Annotated in this window: 23 protein-coding genes; 7 read left to right on the plus strand and 16 right to left on the minus strand. The window is 32.5% G+C overall.

The genetic code is table 11. The features are described 5' to 3' along the window. Window positions 1-47: 47 nt before the first annotated feature. Complete coding sequence (locus ACWJKP_RS16415; protein ID WP_165411567.1) at window positions 48-1,214, minus strand: 1-propanol dehydrogenase PduQ; 1,167 nt, start codon at window positions 1,212-1,214, stop codon at window positions 48-50. 426 nt (window positions 1,215-1,640) lie between these two features. On the opposite strand from ACWJKP_RS16415, the gene ACWJKP_RS16420 reads away from it, so the two are divergent. Then, window positions 1,641-1,925: a DUF4491 family protein gene (locus tag ACWJKP_RS16420; protein ID WP_165411566.1), complete on the plus strand. Its 285-nt coding sequence runs from the start codon at window positions 1,641-1,643 to the stop codon at window positions 1,923-1,925. An 80-nt stretch (window positions 1,926-2,005) separates the two neighbouring features. On the opposite strand, the gene ACWJKP_RS16425 is transcribed toward ACWJKP_RS16420, so the two are convergent. From ACWJKP_RS16425 to ACWJKP_RS16440, 4 genes are all read right to left on the minus strand, one after another. Beyond that, window positions 2,006-2,800: an ABC transporter ATP-binding protein gene (locus ACWJKP_RS16425; protein ID WP_165411565.1), complete on the minus strand. Its 795-nt coding sequence runs from the start codon at window positions 2,798-2,800 to the stop codon at window positions 2,006-2,008. Further along, entirely contained in the window at window positions 2,784-3,677 is an 894-nt protein-coding gene (locus ACWJKP_RS16430) for an ABC transporter permease (protein WP_165411564.1), read from the minus strand. Before ACWJKP_RS16430 ends, ACWJKP_RS16425 begins: the two co-directional genes overlap by 17 nt. Beyond that, the gene (locus ACWJKP_RS16435) at window positions 3,677-4,687 is read right to left on the minus strand and encodes an ABC transporter substrate-binding protein (protein ID WP_165411563.1); all 1,011 of its coding nucleotides are present in this window, start codon (window positions 4,685-4,687) and stop codon (window positions 3,677-3,679) included. Before ACWJKP_RS16435 ends, ACWJKP_RS16430 begins: the two co-directional genes overlap by 1 nt. Window positions 4,688-5,086: 399 nt before the next feature. After that, window positions 5,087-5,506 (minus strand): HutP family protein, encoded by a 420-nt coding sequence (locus ACWJKP_RS16440; protein ID WP_165411619.1) that lies wholly within the window; start codon window positions 5,504-5,506, stop codon window positions 5,087-5,089. Window positions 5,507-5,710: 204 nt separating this feature from the next. Here ACWJKP_RS16440 and ACWJKP_RS16445 point away from each other — a divergent pair, with 204 nt between their 5' ends. Beyond that, window positions 5,711-6,271, plus strand: a complete 561-nt coding sequence (locus ACWJKP_RS16445) for a TetR/AcrR family transcriptional regulator C-terminal domain-containing protein (RefSeq protein WP_165411562.1) — start codon at window positions 5,711-5,713, stop codon at window positions 6,269-6,271. 140 nt (window positions 6,272-6,411) lie between these two features. Here ACWJKP_RS16445 and ACWJKP_RS16450 read toward each other — a convergent pair whose 3' ends face one another. Further along, window positions 6,412-8,109 carry an oleate hydratase gene (locus ACWJKP_RS16450; RefSeq protein ID WP_165411561.1) on the minus strand — a complete coding sequence of 566 codons (1,698 nt, stop codon included), beginning with the start codon at window positions 8,107-8,109 and terminating at the stop codon, window positions 6,412-6,414. Between the two features lie 591 nt (window positions 8,110-8,700). Here ACWJKP_RS16450 and ACWJKP_RS16455 point away from each other — a divergent pair. The 4 genes from ACWJKP_RS16455 (at window position 8,701) to ACWJKP_RS16470 (ending at window position 12,758) form a co-directional block, all read left to right on the plus strand. Further along, window positions 8,701-10,023, plus strand: coding sequence for an ABC transporter substrate-binding protein (locus ACWJKP_RS16455; RefSeq protein ID WP_165411560.1), 1,323 nt, complete (start codon window positions 8,701-8,703; stop codon window positions 10,021-10,023). Window positions 10,024-10,117: 94 nt separating this feature from the next. Next, window positions 10,118-10,981, plus strand: a complete 864-nt coding sequence (locus ACWJKP_RS16460; RefSeq protein ID WP_165411559.1) for a carbohydrate ABC transporter permease — start codon at window positions 10,118-10,120, stop codon at window positions 10,979-10,981. Then, complete coding sequence (locus ACWJKP_RS16465; RefSeq protein ID WP_165411558.1) at window positions 10,978-11,811, plus strand: carbohydrate ABC transporter permease; 834 nt, start codon at window positions 10,978-10,980, stop codon at window positions 11,809-11,811. The genes ACWJKP_RS16460 and ACWJKP_RS16465 overlap by 4 nt, the downstream gene beginning before the upstream one ends. A 278-nt stretch (window positions 11,812-12,089) precedes the next feature. Beyond that, window positions 12,090-12,758, plus strand: coding sequence for a DUF4397 domain-containing protein (locus ACWJKP_RS16470; RefSeq protein WP_165411557.1), 669 nt, complete (start codon window positions 12,090-12,092; stop codon window positions 12,756-12,758). A gap of 176 nt (window positions 12,759-12,934) precedes the next feature. Here ACWJKP_RS16470 and ACWJKP_RS16475 read toward each other — a convergent pair whose 3' ends face one another. From ACWJKP_RS16475 to ACWJKP_RS16495, 5 genes are read right to left on the minus strand one after another with little or no spacing between them, the layout of a single operon-like run. Continuing rightward, window positions 12,935-14,254 carry a S8/S53 family peptidase gene (locus ACWJKP_RS16475; RefSeq protein ID WP_165411556.1) on the minus strand — a complete coding sequence of 440 codons (1,320 nt, stop codon included), beginning with the start codon at window positions 14,252-14,254 and terminating at the stop codon, window positions 12,935-12,937. 18 nt (window positions 14,255-14,272) lie between these two features. Then, complete coding sequence (locus tag ACWJKP_RS16480) at window positions 14,273-15,304, minus strand: ABC transporter permease subunit (protein WP_165411555.1); 1,032 nt, start codon at window positions 15,302-15,304, stop codon at window positions 14,273-14,275. A gap of 35 nt (window positions 15,305-15,339) precedes the next feature. Next, window positions 15,340-16,443: an ABC transporter permease subunit gene (locus ACWJKP_RS16485; protein ID WP_165411554.1), complete on the minus strand. Its 1,104-nt coding sequence runs from the start codon at window positions 16,441-16,443 to the stop codon at window positions 15,340-15,342. Further along, window positions 16,427-17,245 carry an ATP-binding cassette domain-containing protein gene (locus tag ACWJKP_RS16490; RefSeq protein WP_462961688.1) on the minus strand — a complete coding sequence of 273 codons (819 nt, stop codon included), beginning with the start codon at window positions 17,243-17,245 and terminating at the stop codon, window positions 16,427-16,429. The genes ACWJKP_RS16485 and ACWJKP_RS16490 overlap by 17 nt, the downstream gene beginning before the upstream one ends. Then, complete coding sequence (locus ACWJKP_RS16495; protein WP_165411552.1) at window positions 17,238-17,570, minus strand: hypothetical protein; 333 nt, start codon at window positions 17,568-17,570, stop codon at window positions 17,238-17,240. Before ACWJKP_RS16495 ends, ACWJKP_RS16490 begins: the two co-directional genes overlap by 8 nt. 292 nt (window positions 17,571-17,862) lie before the next feature. On the opposite strand from ACWJKP_RS16495, the gene ACWJKP_RS16500 reads away from it, so the two are divergent. After that, window positions 17,863-18,888 carry a PTS transporter subunit IIC gene (locus ACWJKP_RS16500; protein ID WP_165411551.1) on the plus strand — a complete coding sequence of 342 codons (1,026 nt, stop codon included), beginning with the start codon at window positions 17,863-17,865 and terminating at the stop codon, window positions 18,886-18,888. Between the two features lie 80 nt (window positions 18,889-18,968). Here the strand turns inward: ACWJKP_RS16500 and ACWJKP_RS16505 are convergent, their stop codons facing one another. The 5 genes from ACWJKP_RS16505 to cobM all read right to left on the minus strand — a co-directional run bounded on the left by ACWJKP_RS16505 (window position 18,969) and on the right by cobM (window position 22,849). After that, window positions 18,969-19,424 (minus strand): PadR family transcriptional regulator, encoded by a 456-nt coding sequence (locus ACWJKP_RS16505; RefSeq protein ID WP_165411550.1) that lies wholly within the window; start codon window positions 19,422-19,424, stop codon window positions 18,969-18,971. A 6-nt stretch (window positions 19,425-19,430) separates the two neighbouring features. Next, window positions 19,431-20,279, minus strand: coding sequence for a DegV family protein (locus tag ACWJKP_RS16510; RefSeq protein WP_165411549.1), 849 nt, complete (start codon window positions 20,277-20,279; stop codon window positions 19,431-19,433). Between the two features lie 213 nt (window positions 20,280-20,492). Further along, the gene (locus tag ACWJKP_RS16515; protein WP_165411548.1) at window positions 20,493-21,260 is read right to left on the minus strand and encodes a cobalt-precorrin-6A reductase; all 768 of its coding nucleotides are present in this window, start codon (window positions 21,258-21,260) and stop codon (window positions 20,493-20,495) included. Between the two features lie 99 nt (window positions 21,261-21,359). After that, a complete protein-coding gene (gene cobJ / locus ACWJKP_RS16520) occupies window positions 21,360-22,076 on the minus strand; it encodes a precorrin-3B C(17)-methyltransferase (RefSeq protein ID WP_165411547.1) in 717 nt (238 codons plus the stop codon). Between the two features lie 20 nt (window positions 22,077-22,096). Further along, a complete protein-coding gene (gene cobM, locus ACWJKP_RS16525) occupies window positions 22,097-22,849 on the minus strand; it encodes a precorrin-4 C(11)-methyltransferase (protein ID WP_165411546.1) in 753 nt (250 codons plus the stop codon). Window positions 22,850-22,864 lie beyond the last annotated feature (15 nt).

Genomic DNA, 22,864 nt, shown 5'->3' on the forward strand with positions numbered 1-22,864 from the left:
TTTTAATATTGTTAATTTTTCCGTGCTATTTATATCAATGTGACCTATTATTTTTTATCAAAAACCCTTTCAAATAAAGCTATTATTTCCTCTATATTAGGTACTCGTGGATTCGTTTCAGTACATCTATCCTCTATAGCTATTAGGGCCATTTGTGAAACTTCTTTTTTAAAATCATCTGCCTTTATCCCTGTTTCTTTTAGCGATGTAGGCATATTTAATTCATTTAAAAGCTTATTTATAGCTGCTATTAGACTTTTTACCCCTTGTCTAACATTTGATGATGGCAATCCTAATATTTTGGATATTTCTGAATATCTTTTAGCAGCCTTTGTATAATCATTTGAATTAAAACCTTTTAAATCTGCATTGTATTCTATTACATATGGCAGTAATATAGCATTAGTTTTTCCATGAGACACATGAAATCTTCCACCAACAATATGTGCCATTCCATGATTTAACCCTAGTGATGCATTATTAAAAGCTATCCCTGCTATACAAGAAGCATTGTGCATTTTTTTTCTTGCGTCTAAATCATTACCATTCTTATAAGCTCTCATTAAATTTTCAAAAACCAATTTTATAGATTTTTCTGCTAATGCATCTGTATAATCTGTTGCTTTAGTAGATACATAAGCTTCTATAGCATGGGTTAGTACATCCATTCCTGTATCTCCTGTTATAAAATTTGGCACAGTTGTAACAAGTTCTGCATCTAATATAGCTTCGTCAGGTAGTAGTTCATCTGATACTAAAGGATATTTTATATTCTTACTTTTATCTGTAATCACAGAAAAACTTGTAACCTCTGAACCTGTGCCACTAGTTGTAGGTATAGCTATAAATTTAATTTTTTTATTATTAACGCCACGATCCATACGATCATGTATCTTAGAACTAAAAGAACATATTGCTTTTGCTGCATCTATAGCAGAACCTCCACCTAGAGCTATTACTACTTCTGGATTAAATTTCATCATAACCTCTATACCTTTTACCACAACTTCGATTGGTGGGTCTGGTACAATATCTGAAAATACCATATACTGAATGTCACCCTTCGAAACTTCATCAGTAATCTTGTTTATGGCACCTGACTTTACCATAAAAGGGTCTGTAACTATAAATGCCCTTTTACAATCAAGTTGATTTAATCTTTCTAATGAACCGTCTCCAAAATATATCTGCGTTTTAATGTTAAAACTTTCCATTAATATTCTCCTTTCAGAATTAAATCATCTCCTGCGGAGCTGAAACAGCTTCGCGGAAGCTGCATTGACGACTTCAGAAGGAGATTTATACACCCACTGAAGTTTTCTATTTGTTATAGTACGTAGTTCCCGCTTATAGAAGTGGGAGTCTTTCCTTCTAAACTGTCGTTAAATAAAAAAGCGCCATAGGAATCAATTCCCACGGAGCCTCAATGCTCATTTAATACACTTCATTGTGCATAATTAAAAATATAAAATTATGTTATCACTTAAATTCTATATTTTTAATTATAATATGTCAAGGATTAATAATATTACATTTTTTGTTAGTAAAAACGGATTAGGTGAGGAAGATGTTTTTATATGATACTATATATACAACAACAATAGTGTTAACACTATTCAGAATGCTTAGGAGGTCTTATAATGAATTTTCATGGAATTTTTATTGGCATTGCTGCCTTTCTTATTATTGGAGTTTTTCATCCTATAGTAATTAAAGGAGAATACTATTTTGGTAAAAAAATATGGCCTGTATTTTTAATTTTAGGAATTGTTTTTGTGCTTATCTCCTTGTATATTAAAAATACTACACTATCAGCTATAGTAGGGGTAGCTGGTTTCTCATGCATTTGGAGTATTCATGAAATTATAGAGCAAGAAGAAAGAGTTAAAAAAGGATGGTTTCCCAAAAAAACAAATAGGAAATAACTAAAACTACCCTGCAGGATAGACTTTTTTAAAATTGTCTACTCTATAGGGTACATTTTAGTTAGTTCCTTGCTAAAATTTTATGAAAAAGCCACTTCATCACTTATAAAGTCATTGGAATTTTTGTTGTTAAATCTGTCTAAAAGTTTGGGTATAGTCAAACTTTTCTTTTCTTCTCCGCTGATATCTAAAACTATTTCTCCACCATGAAGCATTATCAGCCTATTTCCTATATCTATGGCATAATTTAAATTATGAGTTATCATAAGTGTAGTTATATTTTTTTCACTAACTGTATTTTTAGTTAATTTTATTATATTTTCAGAAGTCTTTGGATCTAAGGCTGCGGTATGCTCATCTAAAAGCAATAAATCAGGATTAGATATAGTTGATATAAGTAGTGACAAAGCTTGTCTTTGACCACCTGATAATAAACCAACCTTTTTATTTAAGTTATTTTCAAGACCCAAAGAAAGTCTGGATAATGATTCCTTAAATAATTCTAAATTTTTATTGTTAATGCCAGGAGTTAATCCAAATTTACTCCCTTTATTATAAGCCATTGATAAATTTTCTAATATGGACATAGAAGGAGAAGTACCTAAAGTTGGATCTTGGAATACCCTTCCTATAAATTTTGTTCTTTTATGTTCTGGAAGCGATGAGATATTTCTTCCATTTAAACAAATAGAACCCTTGTCAGGTAATATTGAACCAGATATTAAATTTAATAGAGATGATTTGCCGGCACCATTGCTACCTATTACAGTAATAAAATCTCCCTTGTTTAAATGAAGGTTCAAATTATTAAATATAACTTTTTCATTTATTGTATCCTTGTTAAAAACCTTTTGAAGATTATTTATCTGAAGCAATTGGAACACCTCCTGACTTAAATTTCTTTAACATTTTAAAACTTAAATTAACCTTTCTCCCATTTAAGGACAAAGCAAATATAACAATTATACAAGTTATAAGTTTTAAATCTGTTGGAGGTAACCCTAAGTTTAAAGCAAGAGATATACTGCCTTTATATAATATTGAACCTAAAATTGCAGTAGTCGTTGGAAGCATCCATGAAGTTTTTTTGAAAATAGCTTCTCCTAATATAACAGACGCTAGACCCATAACTATAATTCCAGTTCCCATGCCTACATCAGAAAATCTTTGATATTGAGCCATCATAGAACCAGAAACTGCTACAAGACCATTTGAAAGCATAAGACCAAGTATTTTGATAGTCCCTATATCAATTCCTAAGGAAGTTACCATTTGAGAATTATCTCCTGTAGCTCTTAATATAAACCCTAGTTTTGTATTCAAAAACAAATCTAAAACTATCTTAGCTAAAATAGCAAATAAAGCAATTATGATTACTGGAGAAATATCATTAGAAAAAATAGTGCTTTGTGAAAATAATGGCACATTAGCTTTACCCATTATCCTAAGATTTATAGAATAAAGTCCTATCATAACTAAAATACCTGAAAGTAAATTTGTTATTTTAAGCTTCACATGAAGTATCCCAGTAATTCCTCCGGCCATTATGCCTGAAATAAAAGCTAAAATTAGTGATATAAAAGGATTTACACCTTTTACTAATGCGGCTGCTGTAACTGCAGCGCCTAATGCAAAAGTTCCATCTACAGATAAATCGGGAAAATCTAATATTCTATAAGTTATATAAACTCCTATAGCCATTATTGCAAAAATAAATCCTTGTTCTAGTATGTTTATAATAAGGCCATCCATTACTTAGCACCGCCCTTAACTATCACTGCTTTTGCCACTAAATCACTTGGTATAGTAATTTTAAGTTTGCTTGCCGTATCTTCATTTATGGTAAGTGTTGATTCCTTTAAAGTTTGTATAGGCATATCATTTGGCTTTTTACCATTTATGATATCTACTGCCATAAGACCTGTCTCAAAACCAAGTTTATAGTAGTCTATACCTTCTGTAGCTAATGCACCAGCATCTACATGGGCTTTTTCAGCGCCTATTATAGGGATTCCTTTTTCAATGGATTTTAAGCTGATGAGGGGCATTGAAGATGCTACTAAGTTATCAGTTGTTGTATATAAAACATCAATTCTAGGAAGCAATGAAGCTAATGCTTGAGATATATCGTTAGAACTTGAAATCCCCACAGCTATTATTTCTAAATTCATCTTTGAACCTTGATTTTTTGCCATTTCTACTTGAATTTCTGAATTTGCTTCACTTGTATTATATAATATACCTACCTTTTTACAGTTAGGTTTTAGTATTTTTATTAACTGAAATTGTTTATCCATAGGCAATTCATCACTAGTGCCTGTAACATTTGTATCGGGTTTGTTTAGAGATTTTACCAGACCTGATTTTACAGGATCACTTACAGCAGTTATAAGTATAGGAATACTTTTAGTACTGTTATATGCTGCCTGTGCGCAAGGCGTTGCTATAGCATATATTAAATCCTTTTTAGTTGAAGTGAAATTGCTTGCAATAGTTTGAGCTGTTGGAATATCGCCTTGAGCATTTTGAAAGTCTATTTTTATTTTTTCACCATCTATAAACCCCTTAGAACTAAGAGCATCTATAAATCCTTTGTGAGCTTTGTCTAGTGCGGGATGTTCTACAAGTTGAATTATTCCAATACTTGTCACCTTACCAGAATTACCTTTACTTTTTGTTTTAGCAGTCGAACAACCTGCTAAAACTGAGGCACCTAAAAACAACGTGCCAATTACACATAATAATCTCTTTTTCGCTACCATACTACCATCCTCCTAAAATATTTAATTATAAAAATAAAAGCTACTATTAAATCATCTCCTGCGGAGTCATCTCCTGCGGAGCTGCAATATTAATGACTTCAGAAGGAGCTTTATACTCCCGCAAGAATTTTTTCTTTGTTATAGTATAGAACTCCCACTTATAATAGTTGGAGACTTTCCTTCTGAAATGTCATTAATTTTATAGTTATCTTTATTTACGTCTTAATCCCTACCATTATTACACTACCATACTACCCTACTACGCTACCATACTACATGCTACAAAATACCTTAACTACATTATCATTCTATGTTAAATTTTTTATTAATCTTATAGCATTTTTTTCAAATTGTCAATATATTTCTAAAATATTAGATTTTTAAATTATAAAATTTCAGTTAATAAATATCAGGTATAGAACGATGTGAAAGTCCTATTACAACTTCATTCAAATGGAGCAAACCTATACTTAAAAATATACATACACTTATATGTTCACCAGATCTCGCTATTCCCATTTTCCCACCTACATTTAATCCGTTAGCTTTAGGTGCAACCTGGGCTAAAGCATCTTTAGTAGCACCAGCTACAGCACCCTCATGAACATGACACTCCTTTATAAGTCCACCTCTTTTGGAGGCTACAATAGCACTTTCAATTACCTTTGTAGTAAATGCAGAAAAATTACCTCCAATATCTATTGCGGCAACTAATATTCCTTTTTCTTTGTAAGCTGCGATAAATTTTTCTTCACTAGCTCTTGGACATAGGGACATTTTCACAGAAATTTTAGCAATATCTGTACTTTTATGATCCATAAGTATCACCTCTAAATTAATATTTTTCACTTTTAGTATAACATATATCATACTTGCATCCAAAAGTTTTATCATTTTATATTCTTTAGGCTACGAACATGATTCCGTAGGATATAACTAAATCCAGCTCCTTACTACCTCATTGACTAACTCCTTCATTATAAATATAATATATATAATGCGCAGGGAAAGGAGCTGTAATGTATGTCTCAAACCACAAAAAAAGCTTTAGCATCATCATTGAAAAAACTAATGAATACTACTCCATTAACAAAAATTACAATTAATGATATTGTTAACGACTGTGGAGTAAATCGCCGTACATTCTACTATCACTTTCAAGATATCTATGCACTTTTAGAGTGGGTTTTTGAAACTGAAGTTGCTAGTGTCATGGCAGAAAATAAAACGTATCAAACATGGCAACAGGGATTTTTGCAAATATTTCTCTATTTAGATCAAAATAATAAAATGGTGTTAAATACCTATAATTCCGTTGGGCGTGAGTATTTGGAAACCCATTTATACAATGCAGTGTACACTCTTGTCTTTAATGTTGTTGATGAGATCGCCGTGGACATGAAAATTTGGGAAGAAAAAAAAGAATTTATAGTTAATTTTTATAAATTTGCATTTGTAGGGTTATTGCTTGATTGGATAAGAGCAAGGATGGTTAAAAATCCAGAACAACTTATCGCCGATCTCAATAATGTAATAAGTGGCGATATACATAGAGCGTTGTTAAAATGCAAAATACAAAAATAGTAAACAATTTTACCAACCATACTGTCACTGATAGTATAGTTATTTAAACGTCAGAAATTGTATGTGGTAGTTATTATAAAAATATTTATAAAAAAAAGAACAAGGAGGAATTAAATTTCTCCTTGTTCTCTTTTTTATATTTAAATTAACCCTTCAAGTGTTGTGTTTTTCAAAAGCTTTTTCACAATCATCTCAGCGGGGAGAGGACGTCCACTATATAATGTCTTTGTTGCCGCAGCAATCACGCGAACATCGTATTTAGTGGGATATACATCCGGTACTTCTTTCTCAAGATTAAGTAGCGTATAAACCGCCATCATAGCTGAACGAATGGAATATTCAACTGTGAATACACAATCATCTGCAACTTCTGCAAATTGTCCTAAAAAGGCAAGATTGTTGCTGCCTTTCGGAATAACGTCAGGACGATCACCCTTGACACGTGGCATAAACTGACTGGTTGTATAAGGCATCATGCAAGGGATAACATTAACGTTTTTAAGGATTTCTGGTATTTCATCTTTCTTACCCATATGGTATAAAAGCTCCGTTACAAGTTCTTCACCAGTGCAATCGCACATTCTCTTTTTTACAAAATCTCCAACATTGTCAGGGAAAAGACCATAAGCCCATAGTACCAATACATTTTTAGGTTGGTCAATAAAGTGAGGCTGTCTATTACAAGTTACGCTCAAAAGCCAGCTTGAATCTTTGATAGTTATAATACCTCCTGTAACAGTTTTCCCGGAATATGGGTCATTACCGGTTAATTCCTTAAGAAGATCTGCTATTTTAGGATCCGCGCTAGTTATAGTAAAAGATTCCCATTTGCTTTTGTCTATGTCACTACAAAAAACTTCTGGTTTTCCAAATGAAGGATCTTTCTTAGCGATGTTTTTCCATAGATCCCAGCAACCTCCTGTTCCACGATTAATTGTTGCAGGCTCGTGCATACTTCCAATCGTAGAATTTTCTGTCATAGATCCATTGGTAACAAATACCAAATCATTCTCGGTTGTATGAATTATTTCTTCCTTGCCATTATGCAACAGTCGAATGGCCGTAACAGTTTTTTTATCAGTTTCTATATCAATATCCAAATCTGTAACCTGTGCATTTAGGTTAATGACTACATTTTTAGATTGCAACCATTTTTCCAAAGGAAGAATCATAGACTCATACTGGTTGTACTTTGGAAACATAATGTTTTTCATATGGCTCATTCCAGGAAGCAAGTGCATAAAACGTTGCATATATCGTTTCATTTCCACAACGCTGTGCCAATTTTCAAATGCAAACATAGAGCTCCAGAAGCACCACATATTAGTTTCTAAAAAAGATGGGTGAAAATACTGCTCAACAGTTGTGGCTCCCAAATTTTCTTCGGTTGCAAGAAGAAGCATAGTAAGTTGCTTAATATGAAGATCGTTTAATCCAAGAGAGGAAAAATCGGCCTTTTCACCACAGTTATGAAGTAACCTACAAGTCGATTCGTTAGGGTCAGCCATATTTAGCTCTCGAAATTCGTCCAAAACAGTTCGATTAGGGGCGCTTAGAGAAGGAACCGCGCTAAATAAATCCCAACAACACTCATAATGTTCTTCCATTTCGCGTCCACCGCGAACAACGTAACCGTCCTTTGCGTTTCCAGCTCCATCCATACTACCACCGATAATATGTGCTTGTTCTAAAATAGTGATATTTTTACCATCCATATGACCATCTCGAATTAAGTATGCAGCAGCCGCAAGAGAGGCTATACCCCCTCCGACTAAATATGCTTTTTTGTTTTCAATGCCTTCTGGCTTTAAAGTATTAATATTCCGAAAATTCCCCATAAATATTCATCCCCCTAAATGTTAATTAATTCATACGTCTACTAAGTAATTTACTACAACTACAGAAAAAAACAAATCAACAATCTTCAACGAATGTGCAATTTTGCAATAAAATCATAATTTTGTGCAATAAATTCAGAATCAAACATAATTCTCCATTAAATCTAAAATTCATTATTTTTCATACAAATCACCTCTACTCTTCTTATTTTTGAGTTCTAATAAATACGATACTAAATGCTAACAAAATTAGGCTTATAATTACTAAAATCACTCCTCATTGACCATACTTGAAATATTGGAACGCTCTCTTAAATACCATAGTTATAGGGCCCTGGAACTTCACCAGTGGTAGTTATAGTAAAAGCTCAGCAATGTACTGATATCCACGGAATGGCTGTCACATATCAAAAAAATTTATTAGAATAATATCAGTAGAAATGTTATATTTTCTCTTTTAGTATTTACTAAAATACTGAAAGAAAAAAATAAAATTACTATATTGACAATATTCTCTAAATGGTTTATTATAATGTTTAAGCAAACGATTGCATAGATAAGATTTAATTAGAAAATAGGGGGGGCTTAATAATGAAGAACACAAAAAAGCTTATAGCAGTTGCATGTACAGTTGCTATAATGACAGGTATGTTGTCTGGTTGTAGTAAAAGTACAGATCCTGCTGCTTCAAAGGCGGTAGGCAAGGACGTCGTAGTGGACATATTCCAATTTAAAGTTGAAGCTAAGGATGCTCTTGAAAAAGCTACAAAAGAATACATGGCATTAAATAAAAATGTTAAAATTAATGTACAAACAGTTGGTGGTGGAGAAGACTACGGTGCGGCATTAAAATCTAAATTTGCATCAGGACAAGAACCAACAATATACAATATTGGCGGAACTCAAGATGTCCTTGACTGGAAAGCTAAACTTCAAGATTTATCAAGTGAACCATGGGTATCACAAGCTTACCCAGGAACTTTAGATGCTGTAAAGATGGATGGTAAACTTTATGGTATGCCGTTTAACCAAGAAGGATCTGGACTTATTTACAATAAAACAATATTCACAAAAGCAGGAATTGATGCTTCAAAAATCAAAACATATGCAGATTTAAAAGCCGCATCGAAAACGTTGGATTCAAAGAAGAAAGAATTAAAGCTAGATGCAGTATTTGCTTTACCTGGCAAGGAAACTTGGGTAACAGGATTGCATTTATCTAACGTTGCTTTTGCAAATGAATTTCCAACAGTTGTAGATGCATTTAATGCAAAAGAAATAACATTCAAACAAAATGAGCCATTAAAGAAACTATTAGATCTTCAAATTAAATATGCTTATAAGCCAGATGGTACTAATAAATCAATTAACAGCGTGGACTATTCTACTCAAGTTGAAAAAATGTTCTCTATGAGTAAAGTAGCAATAATTCAACAAGGAAACTGGGCTTTTGGATCAATAGATGGTATCGATCCAGAATTATCCAAAAATATTGGTATATTACCAATGCCTTTAGATGGCGTTAAAGAAGGTTGTATCCAAGTTGGAGTACCTATGTATTGGGCTATTAACAGTTCAAAAGATGATGGAGCTAAGAAAGCTGCTGCAGACTTCTTAAACTGGTTATATACTTCAGACAGAGGTAAAGAAATGATCATTAAAGACTTTAAGTTTATACCAGCTTTCAAAGGTTATGACGGTGAGAAATTACAACCAACAGATGCACTAGGTAAAGAAGTACTTAGATACGTAAACGAAGGAAAAACAATACCATGGGTATTTATGGGATATCCTACAGGTTGGGGAATGGAAAAATTCGGAACAGACGTTCAAAAATATATTGCTGGCACCATCACATGGGATAAATTAGCGGATAATATGAAAACAACCTGGTCAGCAGCAAGAAAAAAATAATGAATATGATTTAAGATTTAAAAATCCTGGGAAAGTTCAAATCTGTTCCAGGATTTTATTAATATCAAGCTAATGTACGAAAGGAGATACTGTAATGAAAAAAAATAATGCGTCATTTTGGATGTTTGTAGGTCCAATTTTAGCTGTATTCACTATAGTTATGATCATACCATTGCTTTTTGGAGTTTACTATTCTTTTACAGACTGGAATGGAATTGCATCCGATATAAGTTGGATTGGATTTGCAAACTACGTGTCTGCATTTAAGGATGAGACTTTCCTTGCTTCATTCTTATTTACAGCTAAATTTACTATAGTTTCAGTTGTTGTAATAAATTGTATTGGATTTGGTCTCGCTTTACTTGTAACAACTGGTATGAAAAGCAATAATCTACTTAGAACTATATTTTTTATGCCTAACTTGATAGGAGGACTTATACTTGGATTTATTTGGCAGTTTATTTTCACACAAGTTTTTTCTAGACTTGGAACTATTTTCCATCAGCAATGGTTACTTGGATGGTTATCGGATGGGACTACTGGATTTTATGGGTTAGTAATTTTAATGTCATGGCAAATGTCAGGATATTTAATGGTTATTTATGTAGCTGCTCTTCAAAACATACCACCAGAGCTTACGGAAGCAGCTGAGATTGATGGTGCAAATGCATGGCAGAGAATAAAGAATATTACATTCCCTCTAGTAGGACCTGCCTTTACAGTAAGTTTATTTTTAACTTTATCTAATTCCTTTAAACTTTATGACCAAAATTTATCCTTAACTGCAGGTGGTCCTGCAAATTCAACGCAGATGCTCTCTATGAATATTTACAACACCGCATTCAAATTTAATCAAATGGGCGTAGCGCAAGCAAAAGCTGTTATATTTTTACTAATAGTTGGTGCGGTTACTTTAACACAAGTATATCTTTCTAAGAGAAATGAGGTGGAAGCATGATAAAAAAAACCAGAAAATTAAATGTAGGTAAACTAGCTCTAGGAGTTATTGGTATTGCCTTAGGCGCATTATTTTTATCACCTTTTTATATCATTATTATCAATTCCCTTAAAACAAAAAAAGAATTATTTGCAAGTGTATTGTCCTTTCCTGAAATATTCACTTTAAATAATTATAAAGAAGCATTTGATAGGTTGCACTATTTAAATGCAATTACTAACTCTTTAACAATAACAATATCTGGTGTTATTTTTATTGCAATATTCGCTTCAATGGCGGGCTGGATGTTAGAGCGGACAAAAACAAAACTGAGCAACGCTATTCTTTTGTTATTTATTTCATCCATGTTAATACCTTTTCAAGCAATCATGTTGCCCCTAGTTAGAATTATGGGTAAATTTAAATTATTGAATATGGGTGGACTCATATTTATGTATCTTGGCTTTGGATCAGCCTTATCCATATTCCTGTATCATGGTTTTGTAAAAGGAATCCCAAAGGAGTTAGATGAAGCTTCCATGTTAGATGGTTGCAACAAATTTCAAACCTTTTGGTATATAATATTTCCTTTGTTAAAACCAATAACCGTTACAGTTTCTATCTTAAATACCGTTTGGATTTGGAATGATTTTTTATTGCCATCCTTAGTTATTAATAGACCAGGAACACAAACATTGCCATTAAGAACTTTCTTTTTCTTTGGTGAATATACCAAACAGTGGAATTTAGCTCTTGCGGGACTAACTCTCGCAATTATTCCAGTTATAATATTTTATTTTTTAGCACAAAAACAAATTATAAAATCTATTGCAGCTGGAAGCATAAAATAATCAGTTTTTCTTTAAATTGTAGATATCTTTAGTGTGAACCAAACTTAGGAATCCATACAATTTCTAAGCTTATTTAAAAATTTCTACATAATTACCAATACTAATAAATCCCGGAAGATGTTAATTCTCCGGGATTTATTAGTTGGCTATTTATTCAACAGATTCATTCAATAATACGAGTTTTACCATGTGATAGTCGAGTTACAGCTAATTTCAGTAACATTCTAGGATTGTTCTTCATATATTAATACAGTAGAAATATTTGAAGGGAGCCTTTTATGTTCTATTGTCCAAACAATTATAATGATCCTTATCCGCTATATAGAGTTACCCCTAAGAATTCTTATTTTAGGATTCTTCATGCTTCACCTAAATCCCCAGCTGTTGATGTATATATTAATGATATGTTAAAATTTAAAAACCTTACTTATGGTGCTTTTACAGATTATATAGAAGTTATGGCTGGAAATTACAATGTAAAATTGTATGCTACAGGTACTAAAACTACACCTGTACTTAATAAAAATATTTTTATTCCTCCTGAGAAAATTTACACAGTTGCAGTTATTGGTCTATTACCTAACATTGAGTTACTACCTGTTCCAGAACCTATAGTTATAAATCCTAGTAACAATGCTTATATTAAATTTGCTCATTTATCACCTAATCTTGGTGCTGTAGATGTTGCATTACCAGACGGTAAAATTCTATTTAAAAATATTAAGTACAAACAATTTACTGATTATATAGAAGTTCCTGTTGGAACTTATACTTTAGAAGTTAGACCTACTGGTACCAAAACTATTGCTTTATACGTCCCTAATATAAAACTAAAACCTAATCGTTTTTACACTGTTTATGCTGTAGGATTAGCTAACGATATTCCAGGCCTTCAAGCTCTAATTCCTCTTGATGGTAGTTCTTATTTAGATTTACGCGAAGATTAGTTATTGCGTGTTTTTGATAAAAAATATTAAAATTAAAGTTCTAGGATTTGCAAAAATTCCTAGAACTTTATGGTGCGCTGGAATGGATTCAAGCTTTCGATTTCCTGGAACATAGATTTAAGCTATTCTATATTTTATACCTTCATATAGACTTTTCTTCTCAATAATTCTACATTTTACTTATCATCCTTTAATGCCTCTATTAGTTTTGTTGGATTTATAAGTTTGCCTGTTTTGGTTTCTTTACCTTCATTCTTTATCTCCATAGTATCACCTGTTTTCAGTGCAGTACTCCAAAATAGATCGGGAGTAATATTGGGTTTCACTTGGCAAGACAGGGCATATAGTCCAGCAAGATAAGGTTCTACCGAGCTCCACCCACCTATTCTAGCAAAACTGTAGCCATTGACATCTTCTGGAATCGCAAAGGTTTTTGAACTCATTGGAACTAATAGCATTTCTTTTGTTGCTAATTCATTATACTTTTCTTCATAATATTTACCAAAACCAGGTATATTTTCTACGAAAGAAATCCAATTACTCCATTTATGAGGTTCGTAGGAGGATTGTTTCTCTGGATCAGCCATAGGTTCTCTATCAACGCCATAATACCAAAACTTATAATTAGAAGTTTCAAATATATTGGCAGAAATAACGAAAATCCCAGCATTTTCGGCTCTTTTCACAGCTTCATTCATTTCCTTATATCCTTTATTATTGGGACCCCATACAGATGAAATTGATAATACTCTTATTTTATCTTTTTCAGAAAGAGTTTTATTAATTTTTACAATTTTATCAATTGCCTTTACCTCCGCCAACGTGTAATCTATTTTAGAATTATTTTCTTTAGTATTAAAATTATAGCAACCAACATAATAAAGATTAGCTTTTGGTGCAACTCCTATTGACTTACCTACAGCTATTGAAGTCATTGCAGGCCCATGCATTGATGATTCTCCCCCACAATTGATCTCATCATAAAATTTTATCTGATCTTTATATTGCTTATGATCAACTAATAAGGGCTGGTCTATTATTGCAATATTAATTCCTCTACCATCTATACCCTCATTATTAAGCTTTCTTATTCCTAATCCTTGATTTTTGCCAAGCTCCAAAATGGTATCTGGCTTATATTCTTTTGTCATTTTTTCAGGCCATTTAGTATAAGTACTAAAAAAACAATTACTAAGTTGTTCACTATTTTGACTTAGATTGACATTACTTAAGTCACTATACCGTAAATCAAGATAACCGTTAAAATTTTTCGCATCTCCTAAGAACTTTGATTTGTGACCTGTTATTACATTAAGACCACCAATATTTTCTCCGGGTGTAGGAGGATGCCTCACAATATAAGTCCCACTTTTAGAAGTAGGAGTATTTTCACTATTAGAGCTTTGTAATGCAGTAGTTACAGCATTATTTTTTGCATTGCAACCTGAGAGCATTAAAACTATAGATAATGCTAACAACAAATATATTTTTCTCATATTTATCCTCCAAATTTCTTAATCTGAAACATTATGATTAATAAATAAGCGCTTAGTCATTAATATACAACTTATTGATGCTACTAACATTACAAAGAATGCTAGGTAAGGATATAATACAGGATATCCCAGTATATTAAACGCTTTAAAGTCTTTATACAAATAATTCGAATAAATGTATCTTATATAATAAAAATCTGTTAAATTCTTTAGCCACTCTGGAAGAATACTTTGAATAATTTCAATTACATTTATAGCTACAACAGCTGCAATTCCAGTGAATGCCGGAATAAGCAAATTTTTAGCTTTTGCAGAAATAACTAAAATGAATAAACCAAGAGCTATACCCGCAGTAAGATTAGTTAGAAATTGAAGAACAAAATGTCCAAACATGCTTAAAGGGAATGCAACACCGCTATAATTACCCAGCATACTTATATCGAAAATTGTCTGAAGTGTACATGCAAAACCTGCAATAACAATGATATATACTACCGCCGCTAATATTTTTGCTCTTACTATAGTATTTCTTCCTTTTTTACTACTTAGTATTAGAGCATCAACACCAGTTGAATATTCCTCAGAAAATATAGGAGATATTCCAAGTATAATAAGAAACGCAATAAAGCAATATATATCATTTTTTCTAAGAATAGCCGGCCATATACTATGGTAACTGATGGTTTCTGGTGATCCTATCTTTTTAAGGTAATTATATTCTAGGTTCTTTTTCCTATAAGTATAACTACTAATCCCCTTTACTTTTTGAATTTTTGTTATTTCATTTTTTAGTTTAGTAAGCTTCTCTTTGTGATTTGACCACAATATGTTAGGACGAGAAATTGTGCTATATAATATCTCCTGCTCCATATTACTTACCATTATTGTACTTTTACCAGTATTAATTGCATTATTATATTTTTTAAATGTATTATTTACATTAGAAAGCTGCGAAGCTATTAATACAATGAAACCTGCAAGTATCACTATTCCAATAATTACTATCTTTTTCGAAAAAATTTTATATAATTCATGTCTTACTAAATCCATAAACTCACCTCCATCTATACTTCAAAAACTGTAATTTAATTAACAACTTCATGTTTTCTAAAAGAGTGCTTTGTAATATATATAGAAATCATAGAAAATATTATTAAAGCGATACCACAAGCGACTATATTTATCACAGGTGTCCCAAATATATTATAGGTATTAACCATTTGTAATGAATCAGAAGGACTTATAAAAAAGCAATATGAATTTATAAGTCCAAGTATAGAATGCTCAATCACCATATTTCCAGCAAGATATAAAGGCATTATAATTGCTGCAAAACTAACGAAGAACGTTACCAGTAGATTCCTTATACGTGAGGAAAACATTAAAATCAATAACCCAAAGGCTAATATCCCTATAAACATCATCAAGAACTGCAATAAATATACCTCAGATACATTTAGATGATATGGGCTAAAAGAATACATTCCCAAAACTTGCATTGGGCTATCAAAACCGTCTATATTTCCATAGCATAAAACAGATGATATAATCGGTATAATTCCAAATATTAAAGCAATAGAAGAAGAATAGATACATGAAGCAATGAGTTTTGCAGTAATTATAGTTTTTTTACCATACTTGCTGCTTAATATAAGTGCATCCATACCACTCGAATATTCTTCTGAAAATACTCCTGAAAGCCCCAAACATAAAAGTAGTAATAAACCAACAATAATGCTACTTGTACCTATAAGATTAATATCCCCCCAAAGACCTAAGTAATAAGGCTTTGCATCTTTATTTACTTTTTTATACATATTAAGTTCCATAACCTTTGATTTGTACTCATATCCAGTGATGCCACTGGCCTTCATTCCATTTAACTTATCTTGCAATTCAGCAACATTTTCAGCATTATTTGTTTTATATTCCTCTAAGTTAAAGATATTTGTATAGATTGATAATCCCTCTTTTTCTTTTTGCGTAATTTGACTAAGTTTTGTTACATTACCACCAGTTTTATAATATTCTTTGACTAGATTTTTAGCCTCTATCGCTTTATTCCCACCACCTGTCAATATTGTACTTAATATTAGAATTGTTACAAACACTGCCAAGGAAATTAAAACACTTTTCTTATAAAAAATTTTATAAAGCTCATGCTTTATTAAATTAAATAGCTTGCTCATCAGTTTGTTCCTCCTCAAAGTAATACATGTATAAATCCTCTAGTCTTGGAACTTCAACTTTCGCTTTAGGTAACGGTTTTTCATCGCTTATTATTCTTACTTCAATGCCTTTTTCTTTTCTCATTATATTGCCTACTTTAAAATCCTTGTTAAGCTCATTTAGCATATTTTCCTCAACTATAGCGCTCCATACTTTGTTTTCCATATTCTTTAGAATATTATCGATAGAATCTTTTTCAATAAGCTCTCCATCTTTAAGCAGAAGTACTTCCTTTGACATATCTGATATCAAATTTCTGAATCTTATCCGCTCCTTTGGATCAAGTCCTGTGGTAGGTTCATCCAATATAAGAATTTTAGGATCATTTAGTAATGCCTGTGCTATTCCTATTCTTTGTTTCATTCCACCTGAAAATGTTCCCAGCTTTTTTTTACTAACTGCCTTCAAATTAACAAGTTCAAGCAGTTCGTCAACCCTTTTTGGGGCAGAACGTGTATCAAGTCCCTTCAAGGCTGAAATGTACATAAGAAACCTATGGGCAGTAAAATCTTTATATATACCAAAGTTTTGTGGTAAATATCCCAGAATATCCCGATACCTATCTCCCATTACCTTAATATCCTCACCATTAAGAATAACTCTTCCTCCTGTTGGATTTAAAATATCCGTCATTATTCTCATAAGTGTTGTCTTCCCCGAACCATTAGGACCAAGAAGTCCATACACTCCTGGGGTTAGTTCAACCTTTAGATTTTTAACCGCATATTTGTTTTTGTACTGTTTTGATATGTTTTCAAGCACTAATTTCAATTTGATTTCCCCTCTCAAAAATATTATTATATCTGCTTTGTAAAGCTTTAAGCTGTAGTACTAACATTAATGTACTGATTGATAATATAACCATATATGCAACAGTATCAAGTTGCATAATGGTATTTACAAATTTCTTATCGATGCACATATATAAAATTACCATTGACCAAATTGATACAATCGCAGCTACCGCATAATCTCCTTTGATTTTCATTGCTATCCAAAGTGATACTCCGGAAACCAATGTAAGCGGTGTTAGCCACAGTACTGATAGCTTCCATAGAACCTCAACTATACCTAAAATAGAAGGCAAAGGCGCTAACGCCATAATGGTAATGTATGGATCAATCTGATTAATAGATATAAAATACCCTATAATGAATATTGCGGTACTAATAATTCACTATATATTAGGCTTGTCATTTTTTTTGTATATCTTATTGATGTGTTTATAATAAGATGTTATAATGTTGTCAGGTGCACATGTATATACACTAGTATATACATGTGCACCTGAGTTAAATAACAGTTAATGTGCATAATATTATAAACATCCTTTATATTCATAACTTAACAAAGTATATATTTTATTAGGAGGAAAACTCATGGAAAAATTCAAAATCGTTGTAAAAAAAGGCTTTAAACGATATTTTTTAGATGCCTTGAGTGCGATGGCATTAGGTCTATTTGCTTCATTAATTATTGGACTAATACTAAGTCAATTATCAAAAATACCTGCACTAGAGTTCCTTAAAGAGTTTGCAGAAATCATTTCAGCTAAATCCCCCGTAGTTGGCGCAGCTATTGGTGTAGCTATAGCTTGGGGCTTAAAAGTTACCCCACTTACTATGTTCTCCTGCGCTGCTACTGGTGCTTTTGGATATATGTATATGGGTGGTGGCCCAGTAGGATCTTTCATTGCTGCAGTAATAGGTGCAGAACTTGGCAACTTTGTGTCTGGAAAAACTAAGATTGATATTGTTATAGTTCCCATTGTTACTATTGTTACTGGAAGTATATCCGGTAAGTTTGTTGGCCCTTATATCTCAGTTCTTATGACGAATATTGGTGCAGTCATAAATTCTGCTACAACTCTTATGCCTATTCCAATGGGTATTGCTGTATCTACTTTAATGGGTTTAGCGCTTACTGCTCCAATTAGTAGTGCTGCCATAGCAATTTCACTAAAAATGTCTGGCCTTGCAGCCGGTGCTGCCACTGTTGGTTGCAGTGCTCAAATGATAGGTTTTGCTGTTTCTAGTTATAGAGAAAATAAGATAAGTGGTTTAGTATCTCAAGGACTAGGTACCTCTATGCTACAAGTACCTAACATAATAAGACGTCCCCAGGTTTGGATACCTCCAACACTTGCCGGTGCAATACTCGGCCCTCTTGCTACTACGGTTTTCTCCATGAAAAACAACTCTCTAGGTGCAGGTATGGGTACTAGCGGTCTTGTAGGTCAGTTTGGAACCCTTGCCGCTATGCAGGGGAGCCAACCTACTTCGGTGATAGTTTTAAAAATATTACTTCTACACTTTATAGCCCCTGCTGTTTTAACTCTACTCTTCTCAGAAATTATGAGGAAGAAAGGGTGGATTAGTCAAGGAGACTTAAAGCTTAAGCTTTGAGTTAGTGAAATTCAAAAGAAGCTGCAGGTGATAATACACCCTTTGGGTGAGTTCACCTGCAGCTTCTTTTGTTATAATATTTAATTGTATAAATCACTATAAATAATTTTAAATACTTCTAAAGCCTCTTCTATTTTATCTTGTAGTAGGTATTTTTTATTTTCTAGCTGCCTTCTACCTTCCACCGTGATTTTATAAATTTTCTGTGCTTTCTTGGAATTACTCCATTCCCCAATAATCAATTTTTCTTTTTCTATTTTTTTTAAAAGAGGATATATTCCGCCTGTACTAGGAATCCAAAGACCATTTGTTCTATCACCAATTTTATGAGATATATCGTTTCCATTAGTTTCGCCTAAACTTAGAATGTATAGCACGTACAAAGGTAGTAACCCTTTTGTGAATACTTGACCTACAGCTTCTTTTTCCTTTTGAACTTTTCGAAGCTGTAAAAGTTTTTTCTTGTATTCAACATACAACCTCTTTTCCTGCACCCTAATGTCTATCTCACTTTCTTTATTCACTATATCATCCATTTTTATTTAAGGTTCCTCTATACAAACCATTCCTACCAAACCTGGTCCACTATGAACCCCTGATACAGGACTTATATATCCTCCTAATTCTACGGAAATAGCATTTGGATGGAGACTTATACTTTCCATTACTTTTTTAGACTCTTCTAATGCATCACCGTGTAATATATAAACCCTACACTTCTTTTTATCTAAAATGCTATTTGTAAGTTCTACAAGTTTATTAAGAGATTGCTTTCTACCCCTTACCTTTTCACATGTACAATACTTACCTTCATCATCAAACGAAATTATAGGTTTAATGTTTAAAAGCTCAGCTATTGTGCCTGCAACTTTCCCTATTCTTCCACCTTTTTTTAAGTACTCTAAAGTCCCTACTACAAAGTATAGATGGATTCTTTTTTTAATAGACGGAATAGCTTCAACAATTTCTTCAAAACTCTTTCCTTCTTGTATCAGCTTTCCACATTCCGCTACTATTAACCCTTCGCCTAGGGCTATAGATTGTGAATCACATACATGAGTAATAATACTTGGATGATTTTCACTTGTAAGCTTCACAGCATTAAATATACCTGATAACCCAGTAGATAAAGTTATTGCTATAACATGAGTGTATCCTTCTTCTTCTAATTTCAAAAACAGTTCTTCCATATCCTTCATTGATGGCAAAGAGGATGTAGGTACTTCTGTTTTCATATTATCGTAAACTTCTTGTGGCGATATATCTATATTATCCAAATATTCTCTATCAGAATAGATAATCCTAAAGGGTAATACATTTATGTTATATTTCTCTATTGTTTCTTTACTTAAATCACTTGTAGTGTCTGTAATCAACGCTATTTTATTCAAATTAAATCCTCCTACATTACATAATATCAATATTATATCACTATAATATATGTGTATCAATAGTGATACATCCACAATCATTTTAATTAGTTTGTACAAATAACTACAAATGTATGCATACAGGTATGTGAGACAGTTAATGAATTTAAATAATACATAATTATAAACCCCTTTAGCTAATATTAAACTAAAGGGGTTTGTATAAACTAATTTTCACATCGTTAATTCCGATATATATTTTATAAGTTCTATTTCACTATAAAACACCTGTGAATATACCATTGGTTTTCTTCCTATTATAAACGCTGGTATATTATTATCTATAGCTGCTTTTATTTTGTCGTAAGTCCCACCTTGAACTCCGCTATCCTTCATGAGTATTGCCTTAGCCTTGTATTCTTTAATAAAGCCACAATTTAATTCATAGCCTACAGGACCCTTCATCGCCACTATATCCTCAACTCTTATTCCTAATTCTAAAATCTCTTCTAGAACCTTAACAGAAGGTAAAACCCTATGTATTATCCTATTATTTAAATTAAAACTTAGAATTTTATTTATATTTCTGCTACCCGTGGTATTTAAAATATTTCCCTCTACTTTTGTAAGCTGTGTATATAGACTATCGTAATCCTCCACCACAATAACATTTTTATTTTTCTTAAACTTTTCCACAACTGATGGCCTCTCATATCTAACATATTGTACCCCATAGATTTTACATGCTTCCATTGCATTTTCAGTAATTTCTAGAGCATAAGGGTGAGATGCATCAATTAATATTTTAATATCATGTAATCGTATGACTTTCATTAACCCTGAAAGGTCTAATGGTTTTTCATTGAAAATTTTATATTTATAATCTTTCAAAAGCTCTGCGCCATAAGCCGTAGCTGTTGAGATGAAAATATCCTCTGTAAACCCATTCAGTCCTGCAAGAATATTTTTCCCCTCTGAAGTCCCTACAATTAAACCTATCATTTTTATTCACATCCTAAAATAGTTGGGGACGGTTAACAACTTTTTCTTACTTATTAGTTTACTAATAGCTAAAAAGTTGTTAACTGTCTCTCAATTTTTTTAAACCTTATAACCTCTTGGTGTTATAAACTTACCATCTTTTACATAGCTTTGACTGTTACCAATTATAACAATTGAACGCATATCAACTATGTTTTCATCAAAGGTATCTAATGTAGATATACTTACTTCTTGTCCATCCCTAAGCGCATTTTTAACTACGGCTATTGGTACGGTTCCTTCTCTATATTTTTTTATTAAATCTATACTTTCTTTTAAATAATGAGGTCTACCCTTACTTTTAGGATTATATAATGAAATTATGAAATCGCCTTCTGCGGCTAACTTTACTCTTTTTGTAATTAATTCGTATGGAGTCATTAAATCGCTTAAGCTTATGTTACAATTGTCATGCATTAAAGGTGCTCCTAGCACTGAAGCTGCAGCTGACGATGCTGTAACTCCCGGAATAACCTCAACCTCCTCATCTATTCGAAGCTGAAGAATTAATCCCGCCATTCCGTAAATTCCAGCATCACCAGTACTTATTACACTAACTATCTTACCACGGCAAAGCTCTAATGCCTTTTTGCATCTCTCTTCTTCTCCCATCATGCCTGTAGAGAATACTTCCTTGCCTTGTAATAATGGTTTTATCATATCTATATATTTGTTATAGCCTACAACTATATCACTCTCTTTAATGGCTTCCATTGCTCTTATTGTCATATGAGAAAGTCCACCTGGTCCTATTCCTATTACATATAATTTACCCAATTCTACATCCCCTTCGCTATCTATTTTTTTCCTTCTCTAAACATATGTGTAAAGGTCTTGTCATACAAAAGGCTCTTTTCATATTCACAATCTATAAAATCGCCTACAAGAATTTGAGCACATTTTGTTATTTTAGCTATTTTTACCTTTTCTGCTATATCATCTAAAGTCCCAATAATAGCTCTTTCATCTGGCCAAGTAGCTCTTTCAATCACAGCTATTGGAACATTCCTTCCGTAACCTGCTTTAAGCTTTGCAACTACCTTGTCTATCATACTTATAGATAAAAAAATAGCCATAGATGCTCCAACTGATGCAAGTTTTTCTAAATCTTCTGTTTCAGGTACTGGGGTTCTACCCTCTACTCTTGTTAAAATTAAAGTTTGAGTTACACTTGGAAGTGTGAATTCTTTTTTTATAACAGAAGCTGCCGCTGAAAAGGAGCTTACTCCTGGTACTATTGAATAATCTATATTTAGTTTATCTAACTCATCCATTTGTTCTTTTATAGCTCCGTATATAGCTGGGTCTCCAGTATGTAGTCTTACTACATTTTTATTTTCAATATGTGCCTTTCTCATAACCTCAATAACTTCTTCGAGTGTCATTGAAGCGGAATTATGAATTACTGCATCTTCCTTACAGAAAGTCATATGCTCAGCACTCACAAGCGATCCCGCATATATAACTACATCTGCACTAGATAATATATTTCTTCCCTTAACTGTTATTAAATCCACATCTCCTGGCCCTGCACCTATAAAATAAACCATAAAATCCACCTATCC

The sequence above is a fragment of the Clostridium sp. CM037 genome, assembly GCF_055081095.1.